This is a genomic window from Streptomyces sp. NBC_01390, from assembly GCF_045040105.1.
Classification (GTDB): Bacteria; Actinomycetota; Actinomycetes; order Streptomycetales; family Streptomycetaceae; genus Streptomyces.
In genome coordinates, this window is record NZ_CP109551.1 from 5386982 (window position 1) to 5411497 (window position 24516).

The following is a 24516-nucleotide window of genomic DNA, read 5'->3' on the forward strand; positions in this document are numbered from 1 at the left end:
CACGAACACGGGGTAAGTGCGGCTACCAGCCCGTGAGCAGCCGTGTTCCCACGGGGAAACACTCGATGAACCCTCCTGGTCATCATCCGACCGGGCCTCTCGTGGGGCGGGCACTGTCAGTGTCCGCAGGTAGATTCGAAATGGCTGCCGGGCCGATCGCACCCGGTCCGAAGCGGCCGCCAACGACGATTGCAGGAGTGATTCGCGTGGATCGTGTCGCGCTGCGCGGCCTGAGGGCCCGAGGACACCACGGGGTGTTCCCGGAGGAGCGGGAGAAGGGCCAGACGTTCGTCGTGGACCTCTCGCTCGGCCTGGACACCCGTCCGGCCGCGGCCGACGACGACCTGGCGAAGACCGTGCACTACGGCATCGTGGCGGAGGAGGTCGTGGCCGTCGTGGAGGGTGAGCCCGTCGACCTCATCGAGACCCTGGCCGAGCGCATCGCGCAGGTCTGTCTGAAGCACCAGGGGGTTCAGGAGGTCGAGGTGTGCGTCCACAAACCGGGCGCGCCGATCACGGTCCCCTTCGACGACGTGACCATCACCATCACCCGGAGCCGAGTATGACCGCCTCGTTCACCGAGAGTCACAGCGACCCGACCGTCCAGCCGGTGCCCGCCTCCGTGGTGCAGCAGGTGGACGCCGCCGACACCACCCTGCACAACCCGAAACGCGCCGTCATCTCCCTCGGCTCGAACCTCGGCAACCGTCTGGAGACCCTCCAAGGGGCCATCGACGCCCTGGAGGACACCCCAGGCGTCCGCATCAAGGCGGTCTCCCCCGTCTACGAGACCGAGCCCTGGGGCGTTCCGGCGGGCAGCCAGCCCTCGTACTTCAACGCGGTGATCGTCCTGAAGACGACACTCCCGCCGTCCTCGCTCCTGGAGCGTGCCCACGCGGTCGAGGAGGCCTTCCACCGGGTCCGGGAGGAGCGCTGGGGCGCCCGCACGATCGACGTCGACATCGTCGCGTACGCCGACGAGGTCTCCGACGACCCGGTCCTCACCCTTCCGCACCCGCGCGCCCATGAGCGGGCCTTCGTCCTCGCCCCCTGGCACGACGTGGACCCCGAGGCCCAGCTGCCCGGCCGCGGCTCGGTGGCCAGGCTCCTGGAGACCGTCGCCCTGGACGGTGTGGCGCCCCGCGCAGACCTGGAACTCCAGCTGCCGGAATAGCCGTTAAGGTCATGACGGCCACAGCTCGGTGGTCCGGTAACAGGGGAGCTGAAGGGGCACCGTGAGAGAGCTGCGCGTCAAGATGCTGGCCGGCGTGTTCGTCGTGGCCGGAGTGCTCTCCTGGGCGGGCGCCCGGTTGTGGAACTCGGTGGGGACCCTCCCCAGTGTCCCGCTGGCCGCGCCCGTCGTCCTCGCCCTGATCGCCGTGGTCCTGCTGGCCACGGCCCTGTCGCTGCGCGCCCGCCTCAAGGCCCAGCGCGACCGGCGCCCCGGCGCCAAGGGCGTCGACCCCCTGATGGCCGCCCGCGCGGTCGTCTTCGGCCAGGCCAGCGCCCTGGTGGCCGCCCTGGTCGCCGGGATGTACGGCGGCACGGGCGTCTTCCTCCTGGAGTCCCTGGACATCCCCGCCCGCCGCGACCAGGCCGTCTACGCCGGCTTCTCGGTCCTGGCGGGCATCGCCGTCATCGCGGCAGCCTTCTTCCTGGAACGGGTCTGCAAACTCCCGGAGGACGACGACACCAACGCGGGCACGGGCACGGCCCCGGCCGCGTAAACGCCGGCGCGGGCGCCCCCAGGGGCGCGGGGCTGTGTCATTCTGCGGCTCCGCCGCGTGGGCGCGACCAGCCACAACGAGCCCGCAGACAACGCACCGCGCTTCCCGCGGAGCACTCAGCGGGCCATGATCAGGCTCATCGCCTCGTTACGGGTCGCCGGATCCCGCAGCTGGCCGCGCACCGCGGACGTGATGGTCTTCGCACCCGGCTTCCGTACCCCCCGCATCGACATGCACATGTGCTCGCACTCGACGACGACGATCACCCCGCGCGGCTCCAGGATCTTCATCAGCGAGTCGGCGACCTGCGTGGTGAGTCGTTCCTGCACCTGCGGTCGACGGGCGTAGACGTCCACGAGCCGGGCCAGCTTCGACAGCCCGGTGATCTTGCCGTCGACGGACGGGATGTAGCCGACGTGGGCAACCCCGACGAACGGCACCAGATGGTGCTCACAGCTGCTCAGGACCTCGATGTCCTTCACCAGCACCATCTCGTCGTGCCCCAGGTCGAACGTCGTCGTCAGCACGTCCTCGGGCCGCTGCCACAGTCCCGCGAATATCTCCCGGTATGCCCGCGCCACCCGCCCCGGGGTCTCCTTGAGGCCCTCACGGTCCGGGTCCTCACCGACCGCGATCAGGAGTTCGCGTACGGCGCTCTCCGCCCGCTTCTCGTCGAACACGCCGATCGTGCCCTCGCCGTCCAGCGTCACGGGGTCGGTCATCTGGTGCCTCGTTCCTGTCCCTGTCACGCGTGTGGACCACGCGTCGCACGTGCGGACATACCGAAATGCCGCGCCCCCCAGGCTAGATCCTGGGGGGCGCGGCATCCATTCCGGGCCCACTGGGCGGAATAGGGCGGGAGAGCCGGTATCAGGTATCAGCTCTCGCCGCGGTCCTCCGGTGCCTGCTCCGTCGCGGGGACGGCCTCGGTGGCTCCGGCCTTGGCGGTGATGGCCGGCGCCGAGCCGTTGGTCCCGTTCGTCAGCGACAGCTCCTTGGGGGAGAGCACCGGCGGGCGGGTGGACGGCGTACGGCGGGAGGAGCCGGTCCACGCGGGGCGGGCCGGACGCTTGATGATCGGAGTGAAGATCTCGGCGATCTGCTCCTTGCTCAGCGTCTCCTTCTCCAGCAGCTGCAGCACCAGCGCGTCGAGCACGTCACGGTTCTCGACCAGGATCTCCCAGGCCTCGTTGTGCGCGTTCTCGATGAGCTTCTTGACCTCTTCGTCGACGAGCGCGGCCACTTCTTCCGAGTAGTCACGCGGGTGCGACATCTCCCGGCCCAGGAAGGGCTCGGTGTTGTCGCCGCCGAACTTGATCGCGCCGAGGCGCTCGGTCATGCCGTACTGCGTGACCATCGCGCGGGCCGTTGCCGTGGCCTTCTCGATGTCGTTCGCGGCACCCGTCGTCGGGTCGTGGAAGACCAGTTCCTCCGCCGCCCGGCCGCCCAGCATGTACGCCAGCTGGTCGAGCATCTCGTTACGAGTGGTGGAGTACTTGTCCTCTTCCGGGAGGACCATCGTGTAACCGAGGGCCCGGCCGCGGGACAGGATCGTGATCTTGTGGACCGGGTCGGAGTTCGGGGAGGCCGCCGCGACCAGGGCGTGGCCGCCCTCGTGGTACGCGGTGATCTTCTTTTCCTTCTCCGACATGATCCGGGTCCGCTTCTGCGGGCCCGCCACGACGCGGTCGATGGCCTCGTCGAGCGCCGCGTTGTCGATCAGCTTCCTGTCGCCGCGGGCGGTGAGCAGCGCTGCCTCGTTGAGGACGTTGCTCAGGTCCGCGCCGGTGAAGCCCGGCGTGCGACGGGCGACCGCCGACAGATCGACGTCCGGAGCGACCGGCTTGCCCTTCTGGTGAACCTTGAGGATCTCCAGTCGGCCGAGCATGTCCGGGCGGTCGACCGCGATCTGGCGGTCGAAACGGCCGGGACGCAGCAGCGCCGGGTCGAGGATGTCGGGACGGTTCGTGGCGGCGATGAGAATCACACCGCCCTTGACGTCGAAGCCGTCCATCTCGACGAGCAGCTGGTTGAGCGTCTGCTCGCGCTCGTCGTGACCGCCGCCGAGGCCGGCGCCGCGATGGCGCCCGACCGCGTCGATCTCGTCGACGAAGACGATCGCCGGGGCGTTCGCCTTGGCCTGCTCGAAGAGGTCACGGACTCGGGAGGCACCGACACCGACGAACATCTCGACGAAGTCGGAACCCGAGATCGAGTAGAACGGAACGCCCGCCTCGCCCGCGACAGCACGCGCGAGCAGCGTCTTGCCCGTACCGGGAGGCCCGTAGAGGAGCACACCCTTGGGGATCTTGGCGCCGACGGCCTGGAACTTGGCCGGCTCCTGGAGGAACTCCTTGATCTCGTGGAGTTCCTCGACGGCCTCGTCCGAGCCCGCGACGTCCGCGAACGTCGTCTTCGGGGTGTCCTTGGTGATGAGCTTGGCCTTGGACTTCCCGAACTGCATGACCCGGGAGCCGCCACCCTGCATCTGGTTCATCAGGAACAGGAACACGACGACGATGAGGACGAAGGGGAGCAGCGACAACAGAATGCCGACGAAAGCGTTCTGCTTGGTCGGGGAGACCGTGTAGCCGTCCGGAATCTGCTTGTTCTGGAACTTGTCCTGGAGAGTGTTCGCCAGGTTGACGCCCTGATCGCCGATGTAGCTCGCTTGGATCTTCGAGCTGCCCTCGACTTTCTGACCGTCCTTGAGCTGGACCTTGATGACCTGCTCGTCACCGGTGGTGATCTTGGCCTGCTCGACCTTGTTGTCGTTGATCGCCTGGACGACCTGGCCTGTGTCCACCGTCTTGTAGCCGCCGGACGAGCCGACGACCTGCATCAACACGACCACGGCAAGGACGGCCAGCACGATCCACATGACCGGCCCACGGAAGTATCGCTTCACGTCCATCCATACGGAGCGGTGCCGCCCCGTCCCTCCTGCCATAGTGAGTTTGACAAAGACTGTTCTAAGAACTGCTCTTCGGACGGTACCCCAGCATTGTCACCCGAAGGCGCACGGGCTGGCTGTCAATACCGTCCACGCATGCTCCAACGGCGGGAAGGCCGCCGGGGTTCCCGCACCTCTCACAGGACTGGCCCTTTGGCTCAGCAGCCGCACTGGAGACCGCGGCGGCAGCCTGACTCAGCCGCCGTAGACATGAGGCGCGAGCGTACCGACGAACGGGAGGTTCCGGTACTTCTCGGCATAGTCGAGGCCGTAGCCGATCACGAACTCGTTCGGGATGTCGAAGCCGACCCACTCCACGTCGATGGCGACCTTCGCGGCCTCCGGCTTGCGCAGCAGGGTGCAGATCTTCAGCGACTCGGGCTCACGGGAGCCCAGGTTGGAGATCAGCCAGGACAGGGTCAGCCCGGAGTCGATGATGTCCTCGACGATGAGGACGTGCTTGCCCTTGATGTCGGTGTCGAGGTCCTTGAGGATCCGCACCACACCGGAGGACTGGGTGCCCGCGCCGTACGACGACACGGCCATCCAGTCCATGGTGAGGGGGGTGGACAGCGCCCGGGCCAGGTCGGCCATGACCATCACCGCGCCCTTGAGGACGCCGACGATCAGCAGATCCTTGCCCGCGTACTCCGCGTCGATCTTCGCGGCCAGCTCGACCAGCTTCGCGTCGATCTCTTCCTTGGTGATGAGTACCGACTTGAGGTCGGCACCCATGTCTTTCGCGTCCACCCGCATCACTTTCGGTCGCCCGTCGCCATTCGCCTGGCTCGCCGACCCCTCCCCGAAGGGGGGTGAGATTCAGCCTTGCCGAATCACCAGTCTGCCACCCTGCCGCTGGGCGACGACCCGGCCGGGGAGATTGATGGCCCCCTGCCCGCGCCAACCGGTGATCAGCCGGTCGATTTCCTCGATGTGGCGGGCGAACAGCGAACCGGCCGGAGCGCCCGCCTCGATGGCGGCACTGCGCAGGATGCGACGGCGTACGGCGGGCGGCAGGGCGTACAGCTTGGCGCACTCCAGGAGACCCGCCGCGTCCCGTACGGAGGCCTCGGCCTGGCGGGCCCAGGTGTCGAGGGCGTCGGCGTCGTCGCGGGAGAGCTGGGCGGTGCGGGCGAGTGCCTCGACCACGCCTTTGCCGAGGGCCTTCTCCAGGGCGGGCAGGCCTTCGTGGCGCAGCCGGGACCGGGTGTAGGCCGGGTCGGCGTTGTGCGGGTCGTCCCAGACCGGGAGGGCCTGGACCATGCACGCCTTGCGGGCGGTCTGCCGGTCGACCTGGAGGAAGGGCCTGCGGTACCGGCCGGGGGCTCCGGGCCCACCCGAGACGGCGGCCATCCCGGACAGGGACCGGATGCCGGAACCGCGGGCGAGGCCCAGCAGCACGGTCTCGGCCTGGTCGTCGCGGGTGTGGCCGAGGAGGACCGCGGCGGCGCCGTGGCGCTCGGCGGCGGCGTCCAGGGCCCCGTACCGGGCGTCCCGCGCGGCGGCCTCCGGGCCGCCCTCACGGCCGACGGTGACGGCGATCGACTCGACCGGGGCGAGGCCGAGTTCGGTCAGGCGCAGGACGACCTCGTCGGCGCGGAGGTCGGAGCCGGGCTGCAGGCCGTGGTCGACGGTGACGCCGCCGGCGCGCAGACCGAGTTTGGGCGCTTCGAACGCGAGGGCGGAGGCGAGCGCCATGGAGTCGGCGCCGCCGGAACACGCCACGAGGACGAGCGGCAGGGACTCGCCGGGGGTGATCGGGCCGGGGACGAGGCTGTGGGACGGGGTGTGAGCGATGAGGATGTCGTGGAGAGCGCGGCGAACCGCCAGGCGTATCGCCGCGACCGCAGGATGGGGACCCATGTCCGGTTCCCTTCATGAAGTTTTCGGGGGGTGAGCCGATTTCGGTCACTCAGAGTGTGTAGATGGTGACAGAAACGGGGCGTTCCCCGAGCATTGCACGCCTACCCATGCCCCACGGTCCCTCGGACGGGTGATTGAAGGGGCGTTCACCTGCCGTCGGCCGGATTCGTTCACCCCGGGTTCCGGGGGCTCATGAGTCCGTCTTGCGGTGCACCCGCGCGACCCAGTCCGCCGGTTTGGCGATCTCGGCCTTCGTCGGGAGGGTGTTGGGGGAGGTCCACACGCGGTTGAAGCCGTCCATGCCGACCTGGTCAACGACCGCGCGGACAAAGCGTTCGCCGTCCCGGTACTGCTTGAGTTTGGCGTCCAGACCGAGGAGCTTGCGCAGTGCGAGGTCCAGGCGGGACGCGCCCTTGGCCCGCCGTTGCTGGAATTTCTCCCGGATCTCGGCCACGGAGGGCACCACCGCGGGGCCCACTCCGTCCATCACGAAGTCGGCGTGTCCCTCCAGGAGCGACATGACCGCGGTGAGGCGGCCGAGGATCTCCCGCTGGGCCGGCGTCTGCACCAACTCCACCAGGGAGCGCCCGCCGTCGTCCTCCTCGCCCTCCGGCCGGCCGCCCGCGAGGGACTGCGCGGCCTCCCTGATGCGCTCCAGGAACGTCATGGGGTCGACTTCCGTCTCCCCCAAGAACGACTGGATTTCGCCCTCCAGGTGGTCCCTCAGCCAGGGCACGCCCGTGAACTGGGTGCGGTGCGTCTCCTCGTGCAGACACACCCAGAGCCGGAAGTCATGGGGCTGTACGTCGAGTTCGCGCTCCACGTGGACGATGTTCGGCGCGACGAGAAGCAGTCGGCCGCCGCCGTTCGCACCGGCCGGCAGTTCACGGGTGGACGGCGCGAAGGTCTCGTACTGGCCGAGCACCCGGGACGACAGGAACGACAGCAGCATCCCCAGTTCGACGCCGGTGACCTTGCCGCCGACCGCGCCGAGGACGGCTCCGCCGGGTGAACTCCCGCGCCGCTCCTCCATCTTGTCCAGCAACGGCCTGAGCACCTCGCGGAACCCGGCCACGTTCGCCCGTACCCAGCCCGGCCGGTCGACGACCAGGACGGGGGTGTCGTGCGCGGTGTCCGTGCCCATCCGGGTGAAGCCCCGGACGTGCTCCTCGGAGGCCTTCGCGTGCCGACGCAGCTCCGACACGATGGCCCGGGCCTCGTCCCGGCTCACCTCTGGTCCCGGCCTCACGAGCCGGGTCGCGGTCGCCACCGCGAGATTCCAGTCGACCATCCCAGCAGATGCAGCACCACCGATGCTCGTCATGCGTCAACCGTACGGGAGCGGTCCCCTTGAGGGCAGGTTGCGAGGTCGGCAGAGGCCGGGCTCTGTTGGGTCGGCACCCGGCGCTGTCGGCTGTGCCCACCCGTCCCGCCCTGCGGAACGCCTGCCCACAGCGGGGGTGCCGACGAGCGGCTGTCCACGGCGGCACGGCGGGCAGGGACGCGGGGACCGCGCCCGAAGGGACGCGGGGAACTGCGCGGCCGGCCCCCACCGGCCCGCGGACAAAGTCACCGTCAGCCCGGCGGAGCGGTCAGCAGCCGCAGGCCGCCAGTGCCGTCGCCGTGCGGTCCAGGGCTGTCTGGGCCGCCGTCCGGTCGGTGGTGTCGGCGGCCAGGAAGGCGAAGGCCAGCAGGCGGCCGTCCCGGTCGACGACCGTGCCCGCCAGGGCGTTCACGCCCGTCAGGGTGCCCGTCTTGGCCCGTACGACGCCTGCCGCGCCGTCCGTGTAGCGGGTGCTCAGCGTGCCGGTGAAGCCCGCCACGGGGAGGCCTGTGAGGGCCGCGCGCAGTTCGGGGTGGGACGGGTCGCCCGCCTTGGCCAGCAGGGCCGTGAGGAGGTTCGGGGTGAGGAGGTCGGCGCGGTTCAGACCGCTGCCGTCCGCGAAACGGGCCCCGGACATGGGCAGTCCGAGCTTCCCCAGCTGGGTACGGATGGCCCGCGCGCCCCCCGCGAAGTCGGGCCGGACGCCCGTGGCGAGCGCGGTCTGGCGGGCGAGTGCCTCCGCGAGGTCGTTGTCGCTGTTGGTCAGCATGCGCTCGACGAGGGCGGAGAGCGGCGGCGAGGAGACCTTCGCGAGGGTGGTCGCGCGGCCCGTGGCCTTGGACGGGCCGGGGGAGGTCGTTCTGATGCCGTGCTTCGCCAGGAGGGCCGCGAAGGTGCGGGCGGCGTCCGCCGCCGGCTCGGCGCTGCGGTCGGCCGTTCCACTGGTCGAGTCGTTCGTGCGGGCCTCGTCGGCCATCAGGGCGCTGACCGGGGCGAGGTTGCCGCCGTTGTCGGCCCCGATCGGGTGGAGTTCCGGGCCGGCGTAGAGCGTGGTGTCGTACGACAGGGTCACCTGGCGTACGCCGCGCTTCTTGAGGGCGGTGGCCGTCGAGTCGGCCAGGGTGCGCAGGCTGGCCCAGCCCTCCGGGTCCGTACGGGCCGTCAGGGTGGGGTCGCCGCCGCCGACCAGGACGAGTTCGTTGGTGTCGGGCTCCAGGGCGGCCCGGGTGGTGAGGCGGTGGTCGGCGCCCATCGCGGAGAGCGCGGCGACAGCCGTGGCGATCTTCGTGGTCGAGGCGGGGACGAGCGCCTGGCCCGCTCCCCGGCCGTACAGGCGCTTCCCGGTGGCGATGTCGACGACGGCGGCCGTCTGGCGGGTGCCGAGGGCGGGGTTCCTCAGGAGCGGGTCCAGGACGGCCGCGAGGGCCCTTCCTGCGGGCGCCGCCCGCAGGGTGCCGGTGGCGCTGCCGAGGCCGGCCAGCACGGAGGGGGCGCTCGGCGCGGGTGCGGGCGCCCCGGCCGACGTACCCGAGGTGGCGGAGGTGTCGGACGTACCGGAATTACGTCCGTGATCTGTGCCACCGGATCGCTCCTGGACGGCGGCCCAGTCGCGCTCGGCCGTACGCTGGCCGGAGGAGTCCCAGGGGCCCGCGGCGGTGACCACTCCGGCGGTCAGCGCCAGTCCGGCGGTGGCGGCGCCCGCGGTGTACTGCCAGGTCCGCAGGGTCTTCGGCATCGACAGCGGCAGTATCTTCAGGGTGTTCGGTCTGGGGAGACCGGCGAGCTTCGGGCCCACGGCCTGTGTGATCCGCGCGACCTGCGGTCCCACGGCCGCTCGGGCCCGTCCGAGCTGCGGCTTCACTGTTGCCGCAGCCCTGGTGAGACGGGGTCGTACGGTGCGGGCGAGCCGCGCCACCCCCGGCCTCGCGGCCCGCCAAGGCCTCAGCTCCGGCACGACCACCAGCCCCTTTCGCGATCACACACCAGCGTGAGGGACACTTAACCACCAGAACTATGTGTTGATCATGGAGGAGCCACCGGTGGAGTTCGACGTCACGATCGAGATTCCGAAGGGTTCACGGAACAAGTACGAGGTGGACCACGAGACCGGTCGGATCCGTCTGGACCGTCGCCTCTTCACCTCGACCAGCTACCCGGCCGACTACGGCTTCGTCGAGAACACCCTCGGCGAGGACGGCGACCCGCTGGACGCGCTGGTCATCCTGGACGAGCCGACCTTCCCCGGCTGCCTCATCCAGTGCCGCGCGATCGGCATGTTCCGGATGACGGACGAGGCCGGCGGCGACGACAAGCTGCTGTGCGTGCCCGCGCACGACCCGCGCGTGGAGCACCTGCGGGACATCCACCACGTGTCGGAGTTCGACCGTCTGGAGATCCAGCACTTCTTCGAGGTCTACAAGGACCTGGAGCCCGGCAAGTCCGTCGAAGGCGCCAACTGGGTGGGCCGCGCGGACGCCGAGGCCGAGATCGAGCGGTCGTACAAGCGCCTCAAGGAGCAGGGCGGCCACTGAGGCCTCCCCCATCCCGTAGTGCTCAGCGGGCCGCACGCGTACGCGTGCGGCCCGTTCGTGTCTCTGTGCGCATACTGAAAGGCGTAATGGAGGGGCACGCGCAGGGAGCGATACGGAGTGACGGACGAGGACCGCAAGCCGGCGTCGGACGAGGCCAGGGCTGTCTACACGGTTCCCCTGGTCGGCGGAGGCCCCGGCGGTGGTGACGGGGAGTCGTCCACCACCTCCGAGTTCGCGCTTCCCGAGGGGATGGCCCCGCCCAGAGCTGTCGACGTCGAGTCCGAGATCACCTCCGAGTTCGCCCTGCCCGACGGGCTCGACGTTCCGCAGCCGCCGGGCGGCGATCTCGAGGGGTCGGCCTTCAGCACCCCGCTCACGTACCGGGCGCCCGCGTTCACGCCGCCCTTGGGCATTCCTGTGGTGAGTCTCACCAAGGACGTGCCCTGGCAGGACCGGATGCGCACGATGCTGCGGATGCCGGTGGCCGAGCGGCCCGCGCCGGAACGGATGCAGAAGGCGGCCGAGGAGGACGGACCGGCCGTCCCGCGCGTGCTCGACATGACGCTGCGCATCGGCGAACTGCTGCTCGCGGGCGGCGAGGGCGCCGAGGACGTGGAGGCGGCCATGTTCGCCGTCTGCCGGTCCTACGGCCTCGACCGCTGCGAGCCGAACGTCACGTTCACCCTGCTGTCGATCTCGTACCAGCCCTCGCTCGTCGAGGATCCCGTGACGGCATCACGGACGGTCCGGCGCCGGGGCACCGACTACACGCGCCTGGCGGCCGTCTACCGGCTTGTGGACGACCTGAGCGACTCGGAGACCGCCACGTCTCTGGAAGAGGCTTACAGGCGCCTTGCGGAGATCCGGCGCAACCGGCACCCGTATCCCGGCTGGGGGCTCACCGTGGCCGCCGGGCTGCTCGCGGGCGCCGCCTCCGTGCTCGTCGGCGGTGACCTGGTCGTGTTCGTGGCGGCGGCGCTCGGCGCGATGCTGGGCGACCGGCTGGCGTGGCTGTGCGCGGGGCGCGGGCTGCCGGAGTTCTACCAGTTCACGGTGGCCGCGATGCCGCCGGCCGCCATAGGGGTCGCGCTGACGGCCGCGCACGTGGACGTGAAGGCGTCCGCCGTGATCACCGGTGGGCTGTTCGCGCTGCTTCCCGGGCGGGCGCTGGTCGCCGGGGTGCAGGACGGGCTGACCGGGTTCTACATCACCGCGTCCGCACGGCTGCTGGAGGTCCTGTACTTCTTCGTGGGCATCGTCGTCGGGGTGCTGCTGATCCTGTACTTCGGCGTGAAGCTGGGCGCCGAGCTCAATCCGGACGCGGCGTTGGGGAGCGCGCAGCGGCCGCTGTGGCAGATCAGCGCGTCCATGCTGTTGTCGCTGACCTTCGCGATCATGCTTCAGCAGGAACGTTCCACCGTACTCATCGTGACGCTCAACGGCGGTGTGGCGTGCAGCGTGTACGGCGCGATGCACTACGCCGGCGACTTCTCGGCGGTGGCCTCGACGGCCGTCGCGGCCGGACTGGTCGGGCTGTTCGGGCAGTTGCTGTCGCGGTACCGGTACGCGTCGGCCCTGCCGTACACCACGGCCGCGATCGGGCCCCTGTTGCCCGGGTCGGCGACCTACTTCGGGCTGTTGTCGATCGCGCAGAACGACATGGACGCGGGGTTGGTGTCGCTGTCGAAGGCGGCGGCGCTGGCGATGGCGATTGCCATCGGGGTGAATCTGGGGTCGGAGATCTCGCGGCTGTTCCTGCGTGTGCCGAGCGGCTCCGCCGGGGGGCGGCGGGCCGCGAAGCGGACGCGAGGGTTCTAGCTCCGGGTGCGTTTTGCTTGGCGTGGGGCGCCTGGGAGCTCGGGGGGTTCTGTTGTGGGGCGGGTGCGGGTGCCGTTGTGGCTTGTCGCGCCCCGCGGCGGAGCCGCAGATCGACACAGCCCCGCGCCCCTAGGTGGGCTGCCCTGCCGTCAGTTTTGTCGGTAGCCGTTGTTCTGGTTGTCGTACGGGTACTGCTGCTGGTAGCCGTAGTCCTGGTTGTACGGCTGTTGCTGCTGCTGGTAGCCCTGCGTGTACTGCTGCTGGGCGTAGCCCTGGTCGTCGTTCTGCTGGGCCGGGGGGATGCGGCGGAGTTGGGTCGTCGCGTCGTCCATCATCGGCGCCGGAGGCGCCGGAGGCTGCTGGGGCGGGTTCTTCTTGGCCTTGCTGCGGGCTCGGGCGAACTCGATGAGGATCGGGACGACCGAGATGAGGACGATCAGCAGCAGGATCGGTTCGATGTTCTTCTTGACGAAGTCGATGTTGCCGAGCCAGGAGCCGAGCATGGTGACGCCCGCGCCCCAGAGGACGCCGCCGATGACGTTGAAGGTCAGGAACGAGCGGTACTTCATTCCGCTGACGCCGGCGATGATCGGCGTGAACGTGCGCACGATGGGCACGAAGCGGGCCAGGATCAGGGACTTCGGGCCGTACTTCTCGAAGAACTCGTGGGCCTTGGTGACGTTCTCCTGCTTGAAGAGGCGGGAGTCCGGCCGGTTGAAGAGCGACGGGCCGACCTTCTTGCCGAACATGTAGCCGGCCTGGTCGCCGAGAACCGCGGCGAGGCAGATGAGCGCGACCGCCGCCCACAGGGGGAAGTCCAGCGTGCCCGCGGTGATCAGCAGGCCCGCCGTGAACAGCAGCGAGTCGCCCGGCAGGAAGAAGCCGATGAGTAGACCGGACTCGGCGAACACGATCAGGAGCAGGCCCCAGATGCCGAACTGGTCCAACAGGTAGTCCGGATCCAGCCAGCTCGGTCCGAGGGCAAGCGTCGTCACTGTTCCGGGCTCCTGAGGCTTGGCAAAGACGTGGCAGAGAAGAGTGGGGCCAAAGCTATCAACGCGATGTGACCCCTCCGGGTTCCCCACCTTCCCCGCGTCACTCCGGGGTGCGCTGTGCGGGAACTGGGACCACCCTGTGAGGTTATGGGCATCGAGGAGTACGGCGGCGGCCAGGGACCCCAGTCCGATGTGCTGGTCGTGACGACGAACGACGTACCCGGACACCGGGTCGAGCAGGTCATCGGTGAGGTCTTCGGGCTGACCGTGCGGTCGCGGCATCTCGGCAGCCAGATCGGGGCCGGGCTGAAGTCGATGATCGGCGGTGAGCTGAAGGGACTGACGAAGACTCTCGTCGAGACCCGTAACCAGGCTATGGACCGTCTTGTCGAGCAGGCACGCGCGCGTGGCGCCAACGCCGTGCTGGCGTTCCGTTTCGACGTGACCGAGGCCGCGGACGTGGGCACGGAGGTGTGCGCGTACGGGACCGCGGTGGTCCTGGTCCGGGAGTGAGCGACAGCGCCCCCGGACCAGGTCGCCTCTACGAGGTGTGCCGGGCCGCGTTCGCCGTGACCGCCTCGCGCAGGTGTTCGGCGAGGCCCGGGCGCATGGAGTCGTAGAACTCCTTGAAGCGCTCGTCGGAGACGTACGTGTCGGCCAGACCCTGATGGATTTCGTACGTGCATTCGTAGAACCACTTGGTGATGTGCTGCCGGTGTTCCTCGGCCATGGACATGGCCGCCTCGCCGGACGGAGGCTCGCCGGCGGCCATCAGGGCGTCGTAACGCTCGCCCCAGGAGGCCACCTCGGCCTGCATGCGCTGCCAGTCGTCCTTCGTGTAGGAGGCCGCGCGGCGCTGCGACTCCGCGTATGTGTCCGTGCCGCCCCAGCGGCGCTCGGCCTCCTCCGCGTGTGCCTCCGGGTCCTTGTCGCCGAAGACCTCGAACTTCTCCTCGGGCGTGAGGTTGATGCCCATTCTGCGTGCCTCCATGGCGTGCTCCACGGCCGCCGCCATCTGCTGGAGCCGTTCGATCCGGGCGGTCAGCAGCTCGTGCTGACGGCGCAACTGCGCGCGCGGGTCCGCCTTCGGGTCGTCCAGCAGGGCGGCGACCTCGTCGAGCGGGAAGCCGAGCTCCCGGTAGAACAGGATCTGCTGCAGCCGGTCGAGGTCGGCGTCGTCGTAGCGCCGGTGGCCCGCGTGGCTGCGGGCGCCGGGCACGAGGAGGCCGATCTCGTCGTAGTGGTGCAGGGTGCGCACCGTGACACCGGCGAATCCGGCCACCTGTCCTACGGAGTAGCTCACTTCCGCTCCCTTTCTCGGTACGCGCTTCAAACTGCTCCCTCACCCGGCGTGAGGTGCAAGCCCCGCGACCCGGGCCTACCGTCGTAGACATGCCACTGCACCGCGGGGACAGCGAAGCATCCGACGAGAAGGGCGGCGGGCGCAGGCTCTCCGTCAATCCTTTCTACGGGGCGGCCGATCCGGTCGGCGGTATGACCGAGGCCCCGCCCACTCACCGGCTCGGGGACGCCCCGCTGCCGCCGTCGACGGCGTACCAGGTCGTGCACGACGAACTGATGCTCGACGGCAACTCGCGGCTCAACCTGGCCACCTTCGTGACCACCTGGATGGAGCCGCAGGCCGACGTCCTGATGAGCGAGTGCCGGGACAAGAACATGATCGACAAGGACGAGTACCCGCGTACGGCCGAGCTGGAGCGGCGCTGCGTGGCGATGCTCGCCGATCTGTGGAACGCGCCCGATCCGGATGCCGCCGTGGGCTGTTCGACCACCGGTTCGAGTGAGGCGTGCATGCTCGCCGGGATGGCGCTGAAGCGGCGGTGGGCGGCGCGCAACGCCGACCGGTATCCGGGGCGGGACGTGCGGCCGAACCTGGTCATGGGCGTCAACGTGCAGGTCTGCTGGGAGAAGTTCTGCAACTTCTGGGAGGTGGAGGCGCGGCAGGTGCCCATGGAGGGCGAGCGGTTCCATCTCGATCCGCAGGCGGCGGCCGAACTGTGCGACGAGAACACCATCGGGGTCGTCGGGATCCTCGGGTCCACGTTCGACGGGTCCTACGAGCCCGTCGCGGAGCTGTGCGCGGCCCTGGACGCCCTGCAGGAGCGGACCGGGCTCGACATCCCCGTACACGTCGACGGGGCCTCAGGGGCCATGGTGGCGCCCTTCCTGGACGAGGACCTGGTGTGGGACTTCCGGTTGCCCCGGGTGGCCTCGATCAACACCTCGGGGCACAAGTACGGGCTCGTCTACCCGGGCGTCGGCTGGGCGCTGTGGCGGGACAGGGAGGCGCTCCCCGAGGAGCTCGTCTTCAGTGTCAACTACCTGGGCGGCGACATGCCGACGTTCGCGCTCAACTTCTCGCGCCCCGGGGCCCAGGTGGTCGCGCAGTACTACACGTTCCTGCGGCTGGGCCGCGACGGCTACCGGGCCGTGCAGCAGACCACGCGGGACGTGGCGCGCTCCCTCGCGGGGCGGATCGAGGAGCTGGGCGACTTCCGGCTCCTCACCCGGGGCGACGAGTTGCCGGTCTTCGCCTTCACGACCGGGGCGGACGTGAGCGCGTACGACGTCTTCGACGTCTCGCGGCGGATGCGTGAGCGGGGCTGGCTGGTGCCCGCGTACACCTTCCCGGAGAACCGGCAGGACCTGTCCGTCCTGCGGGTCGTGTGCCGCAACGGCTTCTCCACGGACCTCGCCGAGCTGTTCCTGGAGGACCTGGAACGACTGCTGCCCGAACTGCGCCGGCAGCCGCGCCCCTTCACCCACGACAAGGACGCGGCCACCGGATTCCATCACTAGACGATCAGTGCGGCCGTCTCACCTCGAAGTGGAAGCATCCGTATTCCACCGCTCTGACGTGCACGAGGACCACGTCCGGGTCGTTGAAGGCGTCATCGAAGGCTGCGTCGAAGCCGGCCGTGGCGTCGGCCGGAATCTCCAGAAGGCGGCCACCCGCGATGCGGCCCTGGGCGTCATAGCGGCGCACGGTACGCAGGGCGCCGGGCCGATCGAAGGGATAGTTCTCGCGTTGAGTGAACCCGCCGCAGTCATCGGCGTGGATGAAGACGGGCCCCTGTTCGTCGTACGCGCCCGGATCCGCGTTCCTCGCGGCGGCCCAGCGGCGCAACGGGGCGTACGAAACCAGGGCGATCCGCTCGCCGAGCGTGATGGGGTGCAGGCAGCAGCGCAGGGGGGAGCCCACGTCGTCGCCGGTCGCGATGTACGGGGCGCAGGGACGGCCCGCGTCGTCGGCGATCCGCAGTTCCTTGAGGACGGCTGTGCCAAGGGGGAGCACGGTGTACCTGGTCATGTGCCCATGCTGGCGCGACGTACGTGCGCCCGCTGGCAGGAAACGGACGTCACGTTGGCGTCGACGTGGTCGCACTTGGTCAGATGGCGTCCTCGGGATGCCGCTCCCCCGACGCGTACGGGTTCTCCTCGCCCTCGGCCAGGATGCCGACGAACGGTTCACCCTCGCCCGCGAACGTGTACGCGCCGCCCTCGATCCGGGCGATCAGACCCAGGGTCCACTCGGCCTCGGCGTCGGCCGTGTGGGTCCAGAGGTTCATGATCTCGCCGATGTGGCCGAGCTGTTCGGGGCCGTCCTCGGGTACGTAGTGCTCGGTGACCGAGGCCCGCCACTCGCCGATGCACCGGGTGCGTTCCTTCAGGAGGGTCACCGCCTCGGCGCGCGGCAGATCGACGATGAAGCCGATCGCCGCCGACTTGACGTCCATCTGCTGGTCGTACGAGGTCAGCGCCTCGCGCAGCAGCCGCAGGAACTCCTCGGTGCCCTCGCCGGTGATCTCGTACTCCGTGCGGGGCGGGCCGCCGGCCGTGGAGGGGGCGATCTCGTGCGCGATCAGCAGGCCCTGCTTGGCCATCTGCTTCAGGGCGTGGTAGATCGAGCCGGGCTTGGCGTTGGACCACTCGTGCGCGCCCCAGTACTCCAGGTCGTTGCGCACCTGGTAGCCGTGGGCCCGCCCGTGCTGACGGACCGCGCCGAGCACGAGGAGACGGATCGCTGACATGCGGGCCACATTAGGGCCTCGGCGTCAAGCGGCCCGCTCCCGGGCCACCAGGTCGAAGGCGGTGGCGCCGTCGAGGGATTCGCGGACGATGTCGGCGTGACCGGCGTGCCGGGCGGTCTCGCGGATCAGGTGCAGTGCCAGCCAGCGCATCGAGACACTGGCCTGGGGCGGGAACCAGGGGTCCGGCGGCAGATCGAAGGTGTCGTCGAGGCTCGGTACGGACCGCAGGAACTCCTCGGTCTCGGCGGCGACCTTCTCCCAGTACGCGAGTTGCGAGGCGACCGTCTCCCCCTCGACGAGGACGAAGCACTCGTGCCAGTTCGACTGGTCCCGCTTGACGGCCGGCGCCTCCCCTCTGGCCCGTGCGATCCAGCCCTGCTCGACCTCGGCGACATGCTTGAGCAGCCCGGAGAGGGACAGCTCGCTGGCGCTGGGGCGCGAGGCGGCCTGTTCGTCCGTCAGCCCGAGCAGGGACCGCCGGATACCGCCGCGCTGCTCCTCCAGGAACGCGAGCAGCGCTCCTCGCTCGTCGCCGGGGGCTTCGGAGGGGACGTGGGTGACCATGGTGGGCCGCCTTTCATCGGGTCGTGCGGGCGTTCCTGCCTGACACCGACGAAGTTACGGGGGCTTGCGGACAGGTTCTGTCCGCAAGCCCCCGTCACGGCAGAGCTTCTGAAACTTTTCTCACCAGCCAGAACTAGAACGGGAATGCGCTCCGCCCGTGCTGCACCGAGATCCACTTCCGGGTGGTGAACGCCTCCACCGTCGCCTCGCCGTTCAGGCGGCCGATGCCCGAGGACTTCTCGCCGCCGAAGGCGACCAGGGGCTCGTCGTGGACCGTGCCGTCGTTGACGTGGAACATGCCCGTGTCGATCTGCTTGGCGAAGGCGATGCCGCGTTCCACGTCGGCCGTGTGGACAGCGCCGCTGAGGCCGTACGGGGTGTCGTTGACGAGGCGGACCGCCTCCTCCTCGCCGTCGAAGGGGACGAGGAGGGCCACCGGGCCGAAGATCTCCTGGTGGAGGAGGGGTGAGTCGGCGGGGAGGTCGGTCAGGACCGACGGCTCGACGAGGTTGTCCGTCGTCGTGCCGTGCAGCAGTGCCGTCGCGCCCTCCGCCAGGGCCCGTCGCACCATGCCCGAAAGCGCGTCCGCCTGGGAGGAGTTGATCAGCGGGCCGATGACCGTCTCGGGGTCGCTCGGGTCGCCCACCTTCAGGGACCGCACCTTGGTCACGAACTTCTCGGTGAACTCGTCGGCGATCGAACGGTCCACCAGGACACGGTTGGCCGCCATGCAGACCTGGCCCTGATGGACGTACCGGCTGAAGACCGCCGCATCGACCGCGTAGTCGATGTCCGCGTCGTCCAGGACCACCAGGGCGCTGTTGCCGCCGAGTTCGAGGACCACGTTCTTGAAGAGGGGCGCGCAGACGGCGGCGACATGCCGGCCGACCGCGTCCGAGCCGGTGAAGGAGATGACCTTCGGAACCGGGTGCTCCAGGAACGCGTCGCCGATCTCGGCGATGTCCGTGATCACGACGTTCAGGAGGCCCGGCGGCAGGCCCGCGTCCTCGAAGATCTTCGCGACCAGCGAGCCGCCGACGACCGGGGTGTCCTGGTGCGGCTTGAGGACGACGCCGTTGCCGAGCGCCAGCGCGGGGGCGACCGACTTCAGGGAGAGGAGGAAGGGGAAGTTGAAGGGGCTGATCACACCCACCACACCCACCGGGACGCGGTAGACGCGGTTCTCCTTGCCCTCGACCGGCGACGGGACGATCTGGCCCTCGGGGGTCAGCGCCAGCCGGATCGACTCGCGCAGGAACTCCTTGGCGAGGTGCAGTTCGAAGCCGGCCTTGAGGTGGGTGCCGCCGAGTTCGGCGATGATCGCCGCGGCGATCTCCGGCTCTCTGTCCTCGAGGATGCGCAGGGCCTTCTCGAAGACCGCGCGGCGGACGTACGGGCTGGTCGCCGCCCACTCCTTCTGGGCCGCGGCGGCGGCACGGTACGCCTCGTCGACCTCGTCCACCGTGGCGATCGTGATCGAGGCGAGCTTCTCACCGTCGTACGGGTTGAAGTCGATGATGTCCCAGGAGCCCGTGCCCGGGCGCCACTCACCGCCTATGTACTGCTGCGCGAGATCGGTGAAGTAGTACTCGGGCGCTGACATGTGATCCCTCAATCCCTCAATCCCGTATCACGGTCTGATCGCACGTCATCGTACGTGCGGCCGTAGGGAGTTGGGGGCCATCGGGTGGCGCCGTTACGAGAGTTGCAGCAGACCCCTGAGCAGGTCCCGGCTCTCGTCCGGCCCGGGGCTGTCCTGCTGGAGCTCCTTCATCGCCGTCTCGTACTGGCTGACGTCCTCCGCCTTGTCCAGGTACAGGGCGCTGGTGAGCTGCTCCAGGAAGATCACGTCGGACAGGTCGGACTCCGGGAAGCTCAGGATCGTGAACGCGCCGCTCTCGCCCGAGTGCCCGCCGAAGCCGAACGGCATGATCTGCAGCCGTACGTTGGGCCGCTCGGAGACCTCGATCAGGTGCTGGAGCTGACCGCGCATCACCTCGCGGTCGCCGTACGGCCTGCGCAGCGCCGCCTCGTCCAGGACGACGTGGAACTCCGGGCCGCCGGTGGACAGGAGGTACTTCTGCCGCTCCATGCGCAGTGCGACGCGGCGCTCGATGTCGGCTGGGCTCGCGCCCTTCATACCGCGGCCGACGACCGCACTCGCATACGCCTCGGTCTGCAGCAGACCGTGCACGAACTGCACCTCGTAGGCACGGATCAGCGATGCCGCGCCCTCCAGACCCACGTAGGTGGGGAACCAGTTGGGCAGGACGTCCGAGTAACTGTGCCACCAGCCCGCGACGTTGGCCTCCCTGGCCAGCGAGAGGAGAGCGTTGCGCTCGGCCTCGTCGTTGATGCCGTAGAGCGTCAACAGGTCCTCGACGTCCCGTGTCTTGAAGCTCACCCGGCCCAGCTCCATACGACTGATCTTCGATTCGGACGCGCGGATCGAGTAACCCGCCGCCTCTCGCGTGATGCCCCTCGCCTCACGCAGTCGTCTCAGGTGCGATCCGAGCAGCATGCGCCGCACCACCGATCCCGGCTCTCCCGCGCTCACGTTCGCCACCCTCCCCAACCTCTCCAGGGGCCGCAGTCTGCCACTAAATCACTCCGAGCAGTACTCGTCCGGTTACTCAAATGGGAAGACGTCAGAGCGTACGCACAGGAAGAGGCAAGGGGAAGACCGGCCACTGGTGAAAAGTTGGCGGAAAAAATGACCAAGAAGCGGTACGGGAGGGTCCAATTGGGGCACGTGCACGTGCATCTGCCCTTGCATCCGCCGTGAGCATCGGAAACCATGGTCTCGCGCCACCGCTGCATCGCAAAGACTGCATCGCAACGACCGCGATCTCCCGGGAGTGCCTCGCATGGGGACGAATGGATCGACCATGCTCGAGCCGTTAAGGCAGGGGCTTCCGCCACTGGATCCCTCGACCGTGTCCAACGCGGCGTCGTGCGCACTGCCAGCCCGCTTCGAAGCGGTGCGCGAAGCACGGCAGTTCAGCCGCAGAACACTCGCCCAATGGGACATCGGGGACCGCTTCGACGACGTCTGCCTGGTCGTCTCCGAGCTGGTCACCAATGCCCTGCGGCACGCGCTGCCCACGGATCCCCCGCATGCGTCGGCCCAGGAGCCGCCCGTACGGCTGCATCTGATGCGCTGGACCGAGCGGCTGGTGTGCGCGGTGCGCGATCCCAGCCGGGAGTGTCCGGTGGCGTACGACGCCGAGGAGTTCTCGGAGGACTTCTCGGCGGAGTCGGGGCGCGGCCTGTTCCTCGTCGACTCGTTCAGCGACAGCTGGGGCTGGCACCCGCTCTCGGGCGCGCTGGGCGGCAAGGTCGTCTGGGCGCTGTTCGGGCTGCACTCCGCCGAGTGAGGCACCGCGGTGTTTCTTCACGCCGAGGCTCTACGCGCGTCACGGTGCCCGGAGTGGGCGAGGTGGTTTGCGTGACTCGCGTGACCCGCGTGCCTCGACTCCGGGCCTGGTCGGCCGAAGGACGGTAAGACGGTCAGTTCGACGTCAGGTGGTCGAACTCGCCGTCCTTGATGCCCAGGAGCATCGCCTCGATCTCCGCGCGCGTGTAGACGAGCGCCGGCCCGTCGGGGAAGCGCGAGTTGCGTACCGCCACCTCGCCGCCGGGCAGCCGCGCGAACTCGACGCAGGAACCCTGCGAGTTGCTGTGCCGGCTCTTCTGCCAGGCGACCTCCAGTCGCGCGGCGGCCATGCCGTTGTACACGCCGGAGTCATCGGCCGTGCCAACGCCGTACACGTCGTGGTCCACAGGTCGCTCCCTGGTGGTGCACTGGCTGATGAGGCCATTGGTGCAGTGGTGTGCAGTGGTCAACTCTGCCGGATCATAACTCTGTTCACGTGCAGACGCGTGGACGGATGCAGGGGCTTATGCACAGGCATGCGCACAAGCAGATGCACGTGCACGCGGGGTGTTCGCTCCGCTACTCACCTTGACGCACGCACGCCCCCGCGCGTTCCACCGCACGCCCGCACCCCCGCCTCCTGCGACCACGGAGACGGGGGTGCGGGGGTGGGGCGGTCAAGGGGCTGCGCGGGGGCGCGCGGACAGGGCGCGGGCGGCTACCGGGACACGTACGGCAGCAGTGCCATCTCCCTGGCGTTCTTGATCGCACGGGCGAGCAGCCGCTGCTGCTGGGCCGAGACCCGGGTGACCCGGCGGCTGCGGATCTTGCCGCGGTCGGAGATGAACTTCCGCAGCAGGTCGGTGTCCTTGTAGTCGATGTATGTGATCTTGGCCGCGTCCAGCGGGTTGGGGCGGGCCTTGAGGGGCTTTCGTTCGATCTTGCGGGCCATGGCGGGGTCAGACCTCCAGGAGGGTGTCGAAGGCGGGCGGCAGGCGTTTCCAGGCGGTGCGTCCGCCGGCGTACTCGGCGTCGGTGAGCAGGCAGGACTCCAGAAGCTGTTCGAGTCCGTCGCGGTCGAGGCCGGGGGACGTGAACACCAGGTGCTGGCAGCAGTCGCCGTGCTCGGGGTGCCAGTCGAGGGCGGCGGCGGCCCGGCGCACGGGCTCGACCATGTCCCAGGCCGCGTCCGGGAGAGAGGCGAGCCAGGGGCCGGCGCTCTCCACGCACAGCGCGCCGCCCGCCGCGTCCCAGTGGAGCAGCGTGTCGGGGTGGTCGGCGAGCCAGAACCGGCCTCGGCTGCGCGCTGCGGCGCAGGTCAGGTCCTCCAGCGCCTCATACAGCCGCTCCGGGTGGAAGGGGCGGCGCCGGTGCCACACGAGGGTGGACACGCCGTGCGCGTCGGCCTCGGCGGGCAGCAGCGCGCACGCCGGGTGCTGCGCGGCTGCGGCAGCCTCGACGTCGAAGCCGGCGACGGCGGCGCAGGCGAGGGCCGAGAGCGGCGCCGGCTGCCTTCCGGACGCGTCGGCGGGGCCCGCCAAGTCCCCTGGGTGGCCGCCCGTGACGGGGACCTGGCGGGCTGTCGGGTGGAGCTGCGCGAGCAGCTCGCGGTCCTCGTCGTCGGCCTCCGGGGAGTCGACGAGGGCGAGGACGGTGGCGTACTCCAGCTGGCGGGCGAAGGTGTCCGCGACCGTCCGCTGGTCGGTGGCCGCGGCGGCGAGGCCGCCTTCGGCCAGGTCGTCGCCGTTGCCGAGGTACGGCAGCAGCAGCGCCGGGTCGACGGCGGTGATGACGCCGGTGACCGTGAGGCCGCCGGCCGTCACCACCTCGGCCATCGCCTTGGGCTCGACGGAGTCCCACAGCTCAACGACCGCCAGCCGGGTCAGCCCGGCGTCCGCGAGCCGCCGCAGCTCCGGCACGAGGTCCTCACGCAGGGCACAGCACGCGCAGTCGTTGACCAGGGGCGCCTCGCCCGTGGAGAGGATGCCGGTGGCGTCGCTGACGGTCCGCACGACCGTGCCGGCCGCGGCCGTGGCGAGGTCGTGGTGGAGTACGACGCTGCCGGGGACGTCGGCGAGCAGCCGCGCCACGGTCGCCTTGCGGGCGTCGGCGTGCAGCCCGCCGACGATCGCCACGGAGAGTTCGTGCGCCCCGGAGGACTCATGCTCATGCTCATGCGCCTGCACGTGTGTTTCCTCAGTCCCCGCTAGTTGTTCTTGCCGTACCGGCGCTCGAAGCGCTCCACGCGGCCGGCCGTATCCAGGACGCGGGCCGTGCCGGTGTAGAAGGGGTGGCTGACGTTCGAGATCTCGACGTCGACGACGGGGTAGGTGTTGCCGTCCTCCCAGTCGACCGTCTTCTCGCTGGTCATCGTGGACTGGGTGAGGAAGGCGTGGTTCGCGGCCCGGTCGCGGAAGACGACAGGCCCGTACGCCGGGTGGATTCCTTCACGCATGGCGGCTGATCAGCGCTCCTCTCGGAAGTCGACGTGGCGGCGGGCGACCGGGTCGTACTTGCGCAGGGTCATACGGTCCGGGTCGTTGCGGCGGTTCTTGCGGGTGACGTAGGTGAAACCGGTCCCGGCCGTGGACCGGAGCTTGACGACCGGCCGGAGTTCGTTGCGAGCCATGCTGGTATCTTACTGAAAACGACTTCCATTTCCATAGCTTGACCGAGAGAGGTGCGTCACCTTGTCCGCCCACTGCATGCTGACCGGCGCCCAGCCGGGCTTCGGCAACAACATCAGCCACTCCCACCGGCGAACGTCCCGTCGCTTCAACCCCAACATCCAGTCCAAGCGGTACTGGTTGCCCAGCGAGGGCAGGAACGTCCGGCTGCGGCTGAGCACTAAGGGGATCAAGACCGTCGACACGATCGGCGTCGAGGCGGCGGTGGCCCGGATCCGGGCCAGTGGGGTCAGGGTCTGAGGCCGCGAGGGCCAGAGACGGAGAGACAGGGACCAGGAACAGGGAGACAGGAGCGACATGGCGAAGAAGAGCAAGATCGCGAAGAACGAGAAGCGGCGGGAGATCGTCGCCCGGTACGCGCCGCGGCGGGCCGAGCTGAAGGAGATCGTGCGGCGGCCGGCCTCGACGGACGCGGAGCGGGCGGCGGCCCTGCGGGAGCTGGAACGGCAGCCGCGTGACGCGAGCGCCACGCGCGTGCGCAACCGGGACCAGGTGGACGGCCGGCCCCGCGGTTACTTCCGGGCGTTCGGACTGTCCCGGGTCGGCCTGCGGGAGCAGGCGCATGCCGGGTTCCTGCCGGGGGTGCGCAAGTCGTCCTGGTGACCTGCGCCTCCCGGCCGGGGCCA

The 24516-nt window shown here is 69.7% G+C and carries 28 protein-coding genes; 10 read left to right on the plus strand and 18 right to left on the minus strand.

Features of this window, described 5'->3' with window-relative positions:
- Window positions 1–206 precede the first annotated feature (206 nt).
- From folB to OG241_RS24330, 3 genes are all read left to right on the plus strand, one after another.
- The gene (folB, locus tag OG241_RS24320; RefSeq protein WP_044472364.1) at window positions 207–566 is read left to right on the plus strand and encodes a dihydroneopterin aldolase; all 360 of its coding nucleotides are present in this window, start codon (window positions 207–209) and stop codon (window positions 564–566) included.
- The gene (gene folK / locus OG241_RS24325) at window positions 563–1174 is read left to right on the plus strand and encodes a 2-amino-4-hydroxy-6-hydroxymethyldihydropteridine diphosphokinase (protein WP_405817840.1); all 612 of its coding nucleotides are present in this window, start codon (window positions 563–565) and stop codon (window positions 1172–1174) included. The genes folB and folK overlap by 4 nt, the downstream gene beginning before the upstream one ends.
- A 61-nt stretch (window positions 1175–1235) precedes the next feature.
- A complete protein-coding gene (locus tag OG241_RS24330) occupies window positions 1236–1727 on the plus strand; it encodes a DUF3180 domain-containing protein (protein WP_405817841.1) in 492 nt (163 codons plus the stop codon).
- 116 nt (window positions 1728–1843) lie between these two features.
- Here OG241_RS24330 and folE read toward each other — a convergent pair whose 3' ends face one another.
- From folE to dacB, 6 genes are all read right to left on the minus strand, one after another.
- Entirely contained in the window at window positions 1844–2449 is a 606-nt protein-coding gene (gene folE, locus OG241_RS24335) for a GTP cyclohydrolase I FolE (RefSeq protein ID WP_405817843.1), read from the minus strand.
- Between the two features lie 155 nt (window positions 2450–2604).
- Window positions 2605–4641, minus strand: coding sequence for an ATP-dependent zinc metalloprotease FtsH (gene ftsH / locus OG241_RS24340; protein ID WP_405817845.1), 2037 nt, complete (start codon window positions 4639–4641; stop codon window positions 2605–2607).
- A 234-nt stretch (window positions 4642–4875) separates the two neighbouring features.
- A complete protein-coding gene (hpt, locus tag OG241_RS24345; protein ID WP_044471976.1) occupies window positions 4876–5436 on the minus strand; it encodes a hypoxanthine phosphoribosyltransferase in 561 nt (186 codons plus the stop codon).
- A gap of 63 nt (window positions 5437–5499) precedes the next feature.
- On the minus strand, window positions 5500–6543 hold the full coding sequence (gene tilS / locus OG241_RS24350; protein ID WP_405817847.1) for a tRNA lysidine(34) synthetase TilS: 1044 nt from the start codon (window positions 6541–6543) through the stop codon (window positions 5500–5502).
- Window positions 6544–6733: 190 nt separating this feature from the next.
- On the minus strand, window positions 6734–7867 hold the full coding sequence (locus OG241_RS24355) for a zinc-dependent metalloprotease (RefSeq protein ID WP_405817848.1): 1134 nt from the start codon (window positions 7865–7867) through the stop codon (window positions 6734–6736).
- A 268-nt stretch (window positions 7868–8135) separates the two neighbouring features.
- Window positions 8136–9827, minus strand: a complete 1692-nt coding sequence (gene dacB / locus OG241_RS24360; RefSeq protein ID WP_405817850.1) for a D-alanyl-D-alanine carboxypeptidase/D-alanyl-D-alanine-endopeptidase — start codon at window positions 9825–9827, stop codon at window positions 8136–8138.
- 79 nt (window positions 9828–9906) lie between these two features.
- Between dacB and OG241_RS24365 the strand changes: the two genes are divergently transcribed.
- Window positions 9907–10398 carry an inorganic diphosphatase gene (locus tag OG241_RS24365; protein ID WP_053746895.1) on the plus strand — a complete coding sequence of 164 codons (492 nt, stop codon included), beginning with the start codon at window positions 9907–9909 and terminating at the stop codon, window positions 10396–10398.
- 117 nt (window positions 10399–10515) lie between these two features.
- A complete protein-coding gene (locus OG241_RS24370) occupies window positions 10516–12216 on the plus strand; it encodes a threonine/serine exporter ThrE family protein (protein ID WP_405817852.1) in 1701 nt (566 codons plus the stop codon).
- 149 nt (window positions 12217–12365) lie between these two features.
- On the opposite strand, the gene OG241_RS24375 is transcribed toward OG241_RS24370, so the two are convergent.
- On the minus strand, window positions 12366–13211 hold the full coding sequence (locus tag OG241_RS24375; RefSeq protein WP_405817853.1) for a DedA family protein: 846 nt from the start codon (window positions 13209–13211) through the stop codon (window positions 12366–12368).
- A 147-nt stretch (window positions 13212–13358) separates the two neighbouring features.
- Here OG241_RS24375 and OG241_RS24380 point away from each other — a divergent pair, with 147 nt between their 5' ends.
- Window positions 13359–13724 carry a YbjQ family protein gene (locus OG241_RS24380; RefSeq protein ID WP_405817854.1) on the plus strand — a complete coding sequence of 122 codons (366 nt, stop codon included), beginning with the start codon at window positions 13359–13361 and terminating at the stop codon, window positions 13722–13724.
- A 28-nt stretch (window positions 13725–13752) separates the two neighbouring features.
- Here the strand turns inward: OG241_RS24380 and OG241_RS24385 are convergent, their stop codons facing one another.
- Entirely contained in the window at window positions 13753–14514 is a 762-nt protein-coding gene (locus tag OG241_RS24385) for a MerR family transcriptional regulator (RefSeq protein WP_405817856.1), read from the minus strand.
- An 89-nt stretch (window positions 14515–14603) separates the two neighbouring features.
- On the opposite strand from OG241_RS24385, the gene OG241_RS24390 reads away from it, so the two are divergent.
- Window positions 14604–16031, plus strand: coding sequence for a glutamate decarboxylase (locus OG241_RS24390; RefSeq protein WP_405817858.1), 1428 nt, complete (start codon window positions 14604–14606; stop codon window positions 16029–16031).
- 4 nt (window positions 16032–16035) lie between these two features.
- On the opposite strand, the gene OG241_RS24395 is transcribed toward OG241_RS24390, so the two are convergent.
- From OG241_RS24395 to OG241_RS24415, 5 genes are all read right to left on the minus strand, one after another.
- Window positions 16036–16542 (minus strand): DUF1203 domain-containing protein, encoded by a 507-nt coding sequence (locus OG241_RS24395; protein WP_405817860.1) that lies wholly within the window; start codon window positions 16540–16542, stop codon window positions 16036–16038.
- Window positions 16543–16621: 79 nt separating this feature from the next.
- A complete protein-coding gene (locus tag OG241_RS24400) occupies window positions 16622–17263 on the minus strand; it encodes a PadR family transcriptional regulator (RefSeq protein ID WP_405817862.1) in 642 nt (213 codons plus the stop codon).
- 24 nt (window positions 17264–17287) lie between these two features.
- Window positions 17288–17827, minus strand: a complete 540-nt coding sequence (locus OG241_RS24405) for a DinB family protein (protein WP_405817864.1) — start codon at window positions 17825–17827, stop codon at window positions 17288–17290.
- Between the two features lie 133 nt (window positions 17828–17960).
- Window positions 17961–19430 (minus strand): aldehyde dehydrogenase family protein, encoded by a 1470-nt coding sequence (locus OG241_RS24410; protein WP_405817866.1) that lies wholly within the window; start codon window positions 19428–19430, stop codon window positions 17961–17963.
- A 93-nt stretch (window positions 19431–19523) separates the two neighbouring features.
- The gene (locus tag OG241_RS24415) at window positions 19524–20348 is read right to left on the minus strand and encodes a helix-turn-helix domain-containing protein (protein ID WP_405826410.1); all 825 of its coding nucleotides are present in this window, start codon (window positions 20346–20348) and stop codon (window positions 19524–19526) included.
- Between the two features lie 346 nt (window positions 20349–20694).
- Here OG241_RS24415 and OG241_RS24420 point away from each other — a divergent pair, with 346 nt between their 5' ends.
- Complete coding sequence (locus tag OG241_RS24420; RefSeq protein ID WP_078507199.1) at window positions 20695–21204, plus strand: ATP-binding protein; 510 nt, start codon at window positions 20695–20697, stop codon at window positions 21202–21204.
- Between the two features lie 133 nt (window positions 21205–21337).
- Here OG241_RS24420 and OG241_RS24425 read toward each other — a convergent pair whose 3' ends face one another.
- The 5 genes from OG241_RS24425 to rpmG form a co-directional block, all read right to left on the minus strand.
- Entirely contained in the window at window positions 21338–21610 is a 273-nt protein-coding gene (locus OG241_RS24425) for a DUF397 domain-containing protein (protein ID WP_319096961.1), read from the minus strand.
- 311 nt (window positions 21611–21921) lie between these two features.
- The gene (gene rpsR, locus OG241_RS24430) at window positions 21922–22155 is read right to left on the minus strand and encodes a 30S ribosomal protein S18 (RefSeq protein ID WP_006376563.1); all 234 of its coding nucleotides are present in this window, start codon (window positions 22153–22155) and stop codon (window positions 21922–21924) included.
- Window positions 22156–22162: 7 nt separating this feature from the next.
- Window positions 22163–23389 carry a CobW family GTP-binding protein gene (locus OG241_RS24435; RefSeq protein WP_405817869.1) on the minus strand — a complete coding sequence of 409 codons (1227 nt, stop codon included), beginning with the start codon at window positions 23387–23389 and terminating at the stop codon, window positions 22163–22165.
- 20 nt (window positions 23390–23409) lie between these two features.
- The gene (locus OG241_RS24440; protein ID WP_405817870.1) at window positions 23410–23658 is read right to left on the minus strand and encodes a type B 50S ribosomal protein L31; all 249 of its coding nucleotides are present in this window, start codon (window positions 23656–23658) and stop codon (window positions 23410–23412) included.
- Window positions 23659–23667: 9 nt separating this feature from the next.
- Window positions 23668–23832: a 50S ribosomal protein L33 gene (gene rpmG, locus OG241_RS24445; RefSeq protein ID WP_006376523.1), complete on the minus strand. Its 165-nt coding sequence runs from the start codon at window positions 23830–23832 to the stop codon at window positions 23668–23670.
- A gap of 61 nt (window positions 23833–23893) precedes the next feature.
- Here rpmG and rpmB point away from each other — a divergent pair, with 61 nt between their 5' ends.
- Both rpmB and rpsN read left to right on the plus strand, forming a co-directional pair.
- Window positions 23894–24130: a 50S ribosomal protein L28 gene (gene rpmB / locus OG241_RS24450; RefSeq protein WP_405817872.1), complete on the plus strand. Its 237-nt coding sequence runs from the start codon at window positions 23894–23896 to the stop codon at window positions 24128–24130.
- 57 nt (window positions 24131–24187) lie between these two features.
- Complete coding sequence (gene rpsN / locus OG241_RS24455) at window positions 24188–24493, plus strand: 30S ribosomal protein S14 (protein ID WP_405817874.1); 306 nt, start codon at window positions 24188–24190, stop codon at window positions 24491–24493.
- The last annotated feature ends 23 nt before the right edge of the window (window positions 24494–24516 follow it).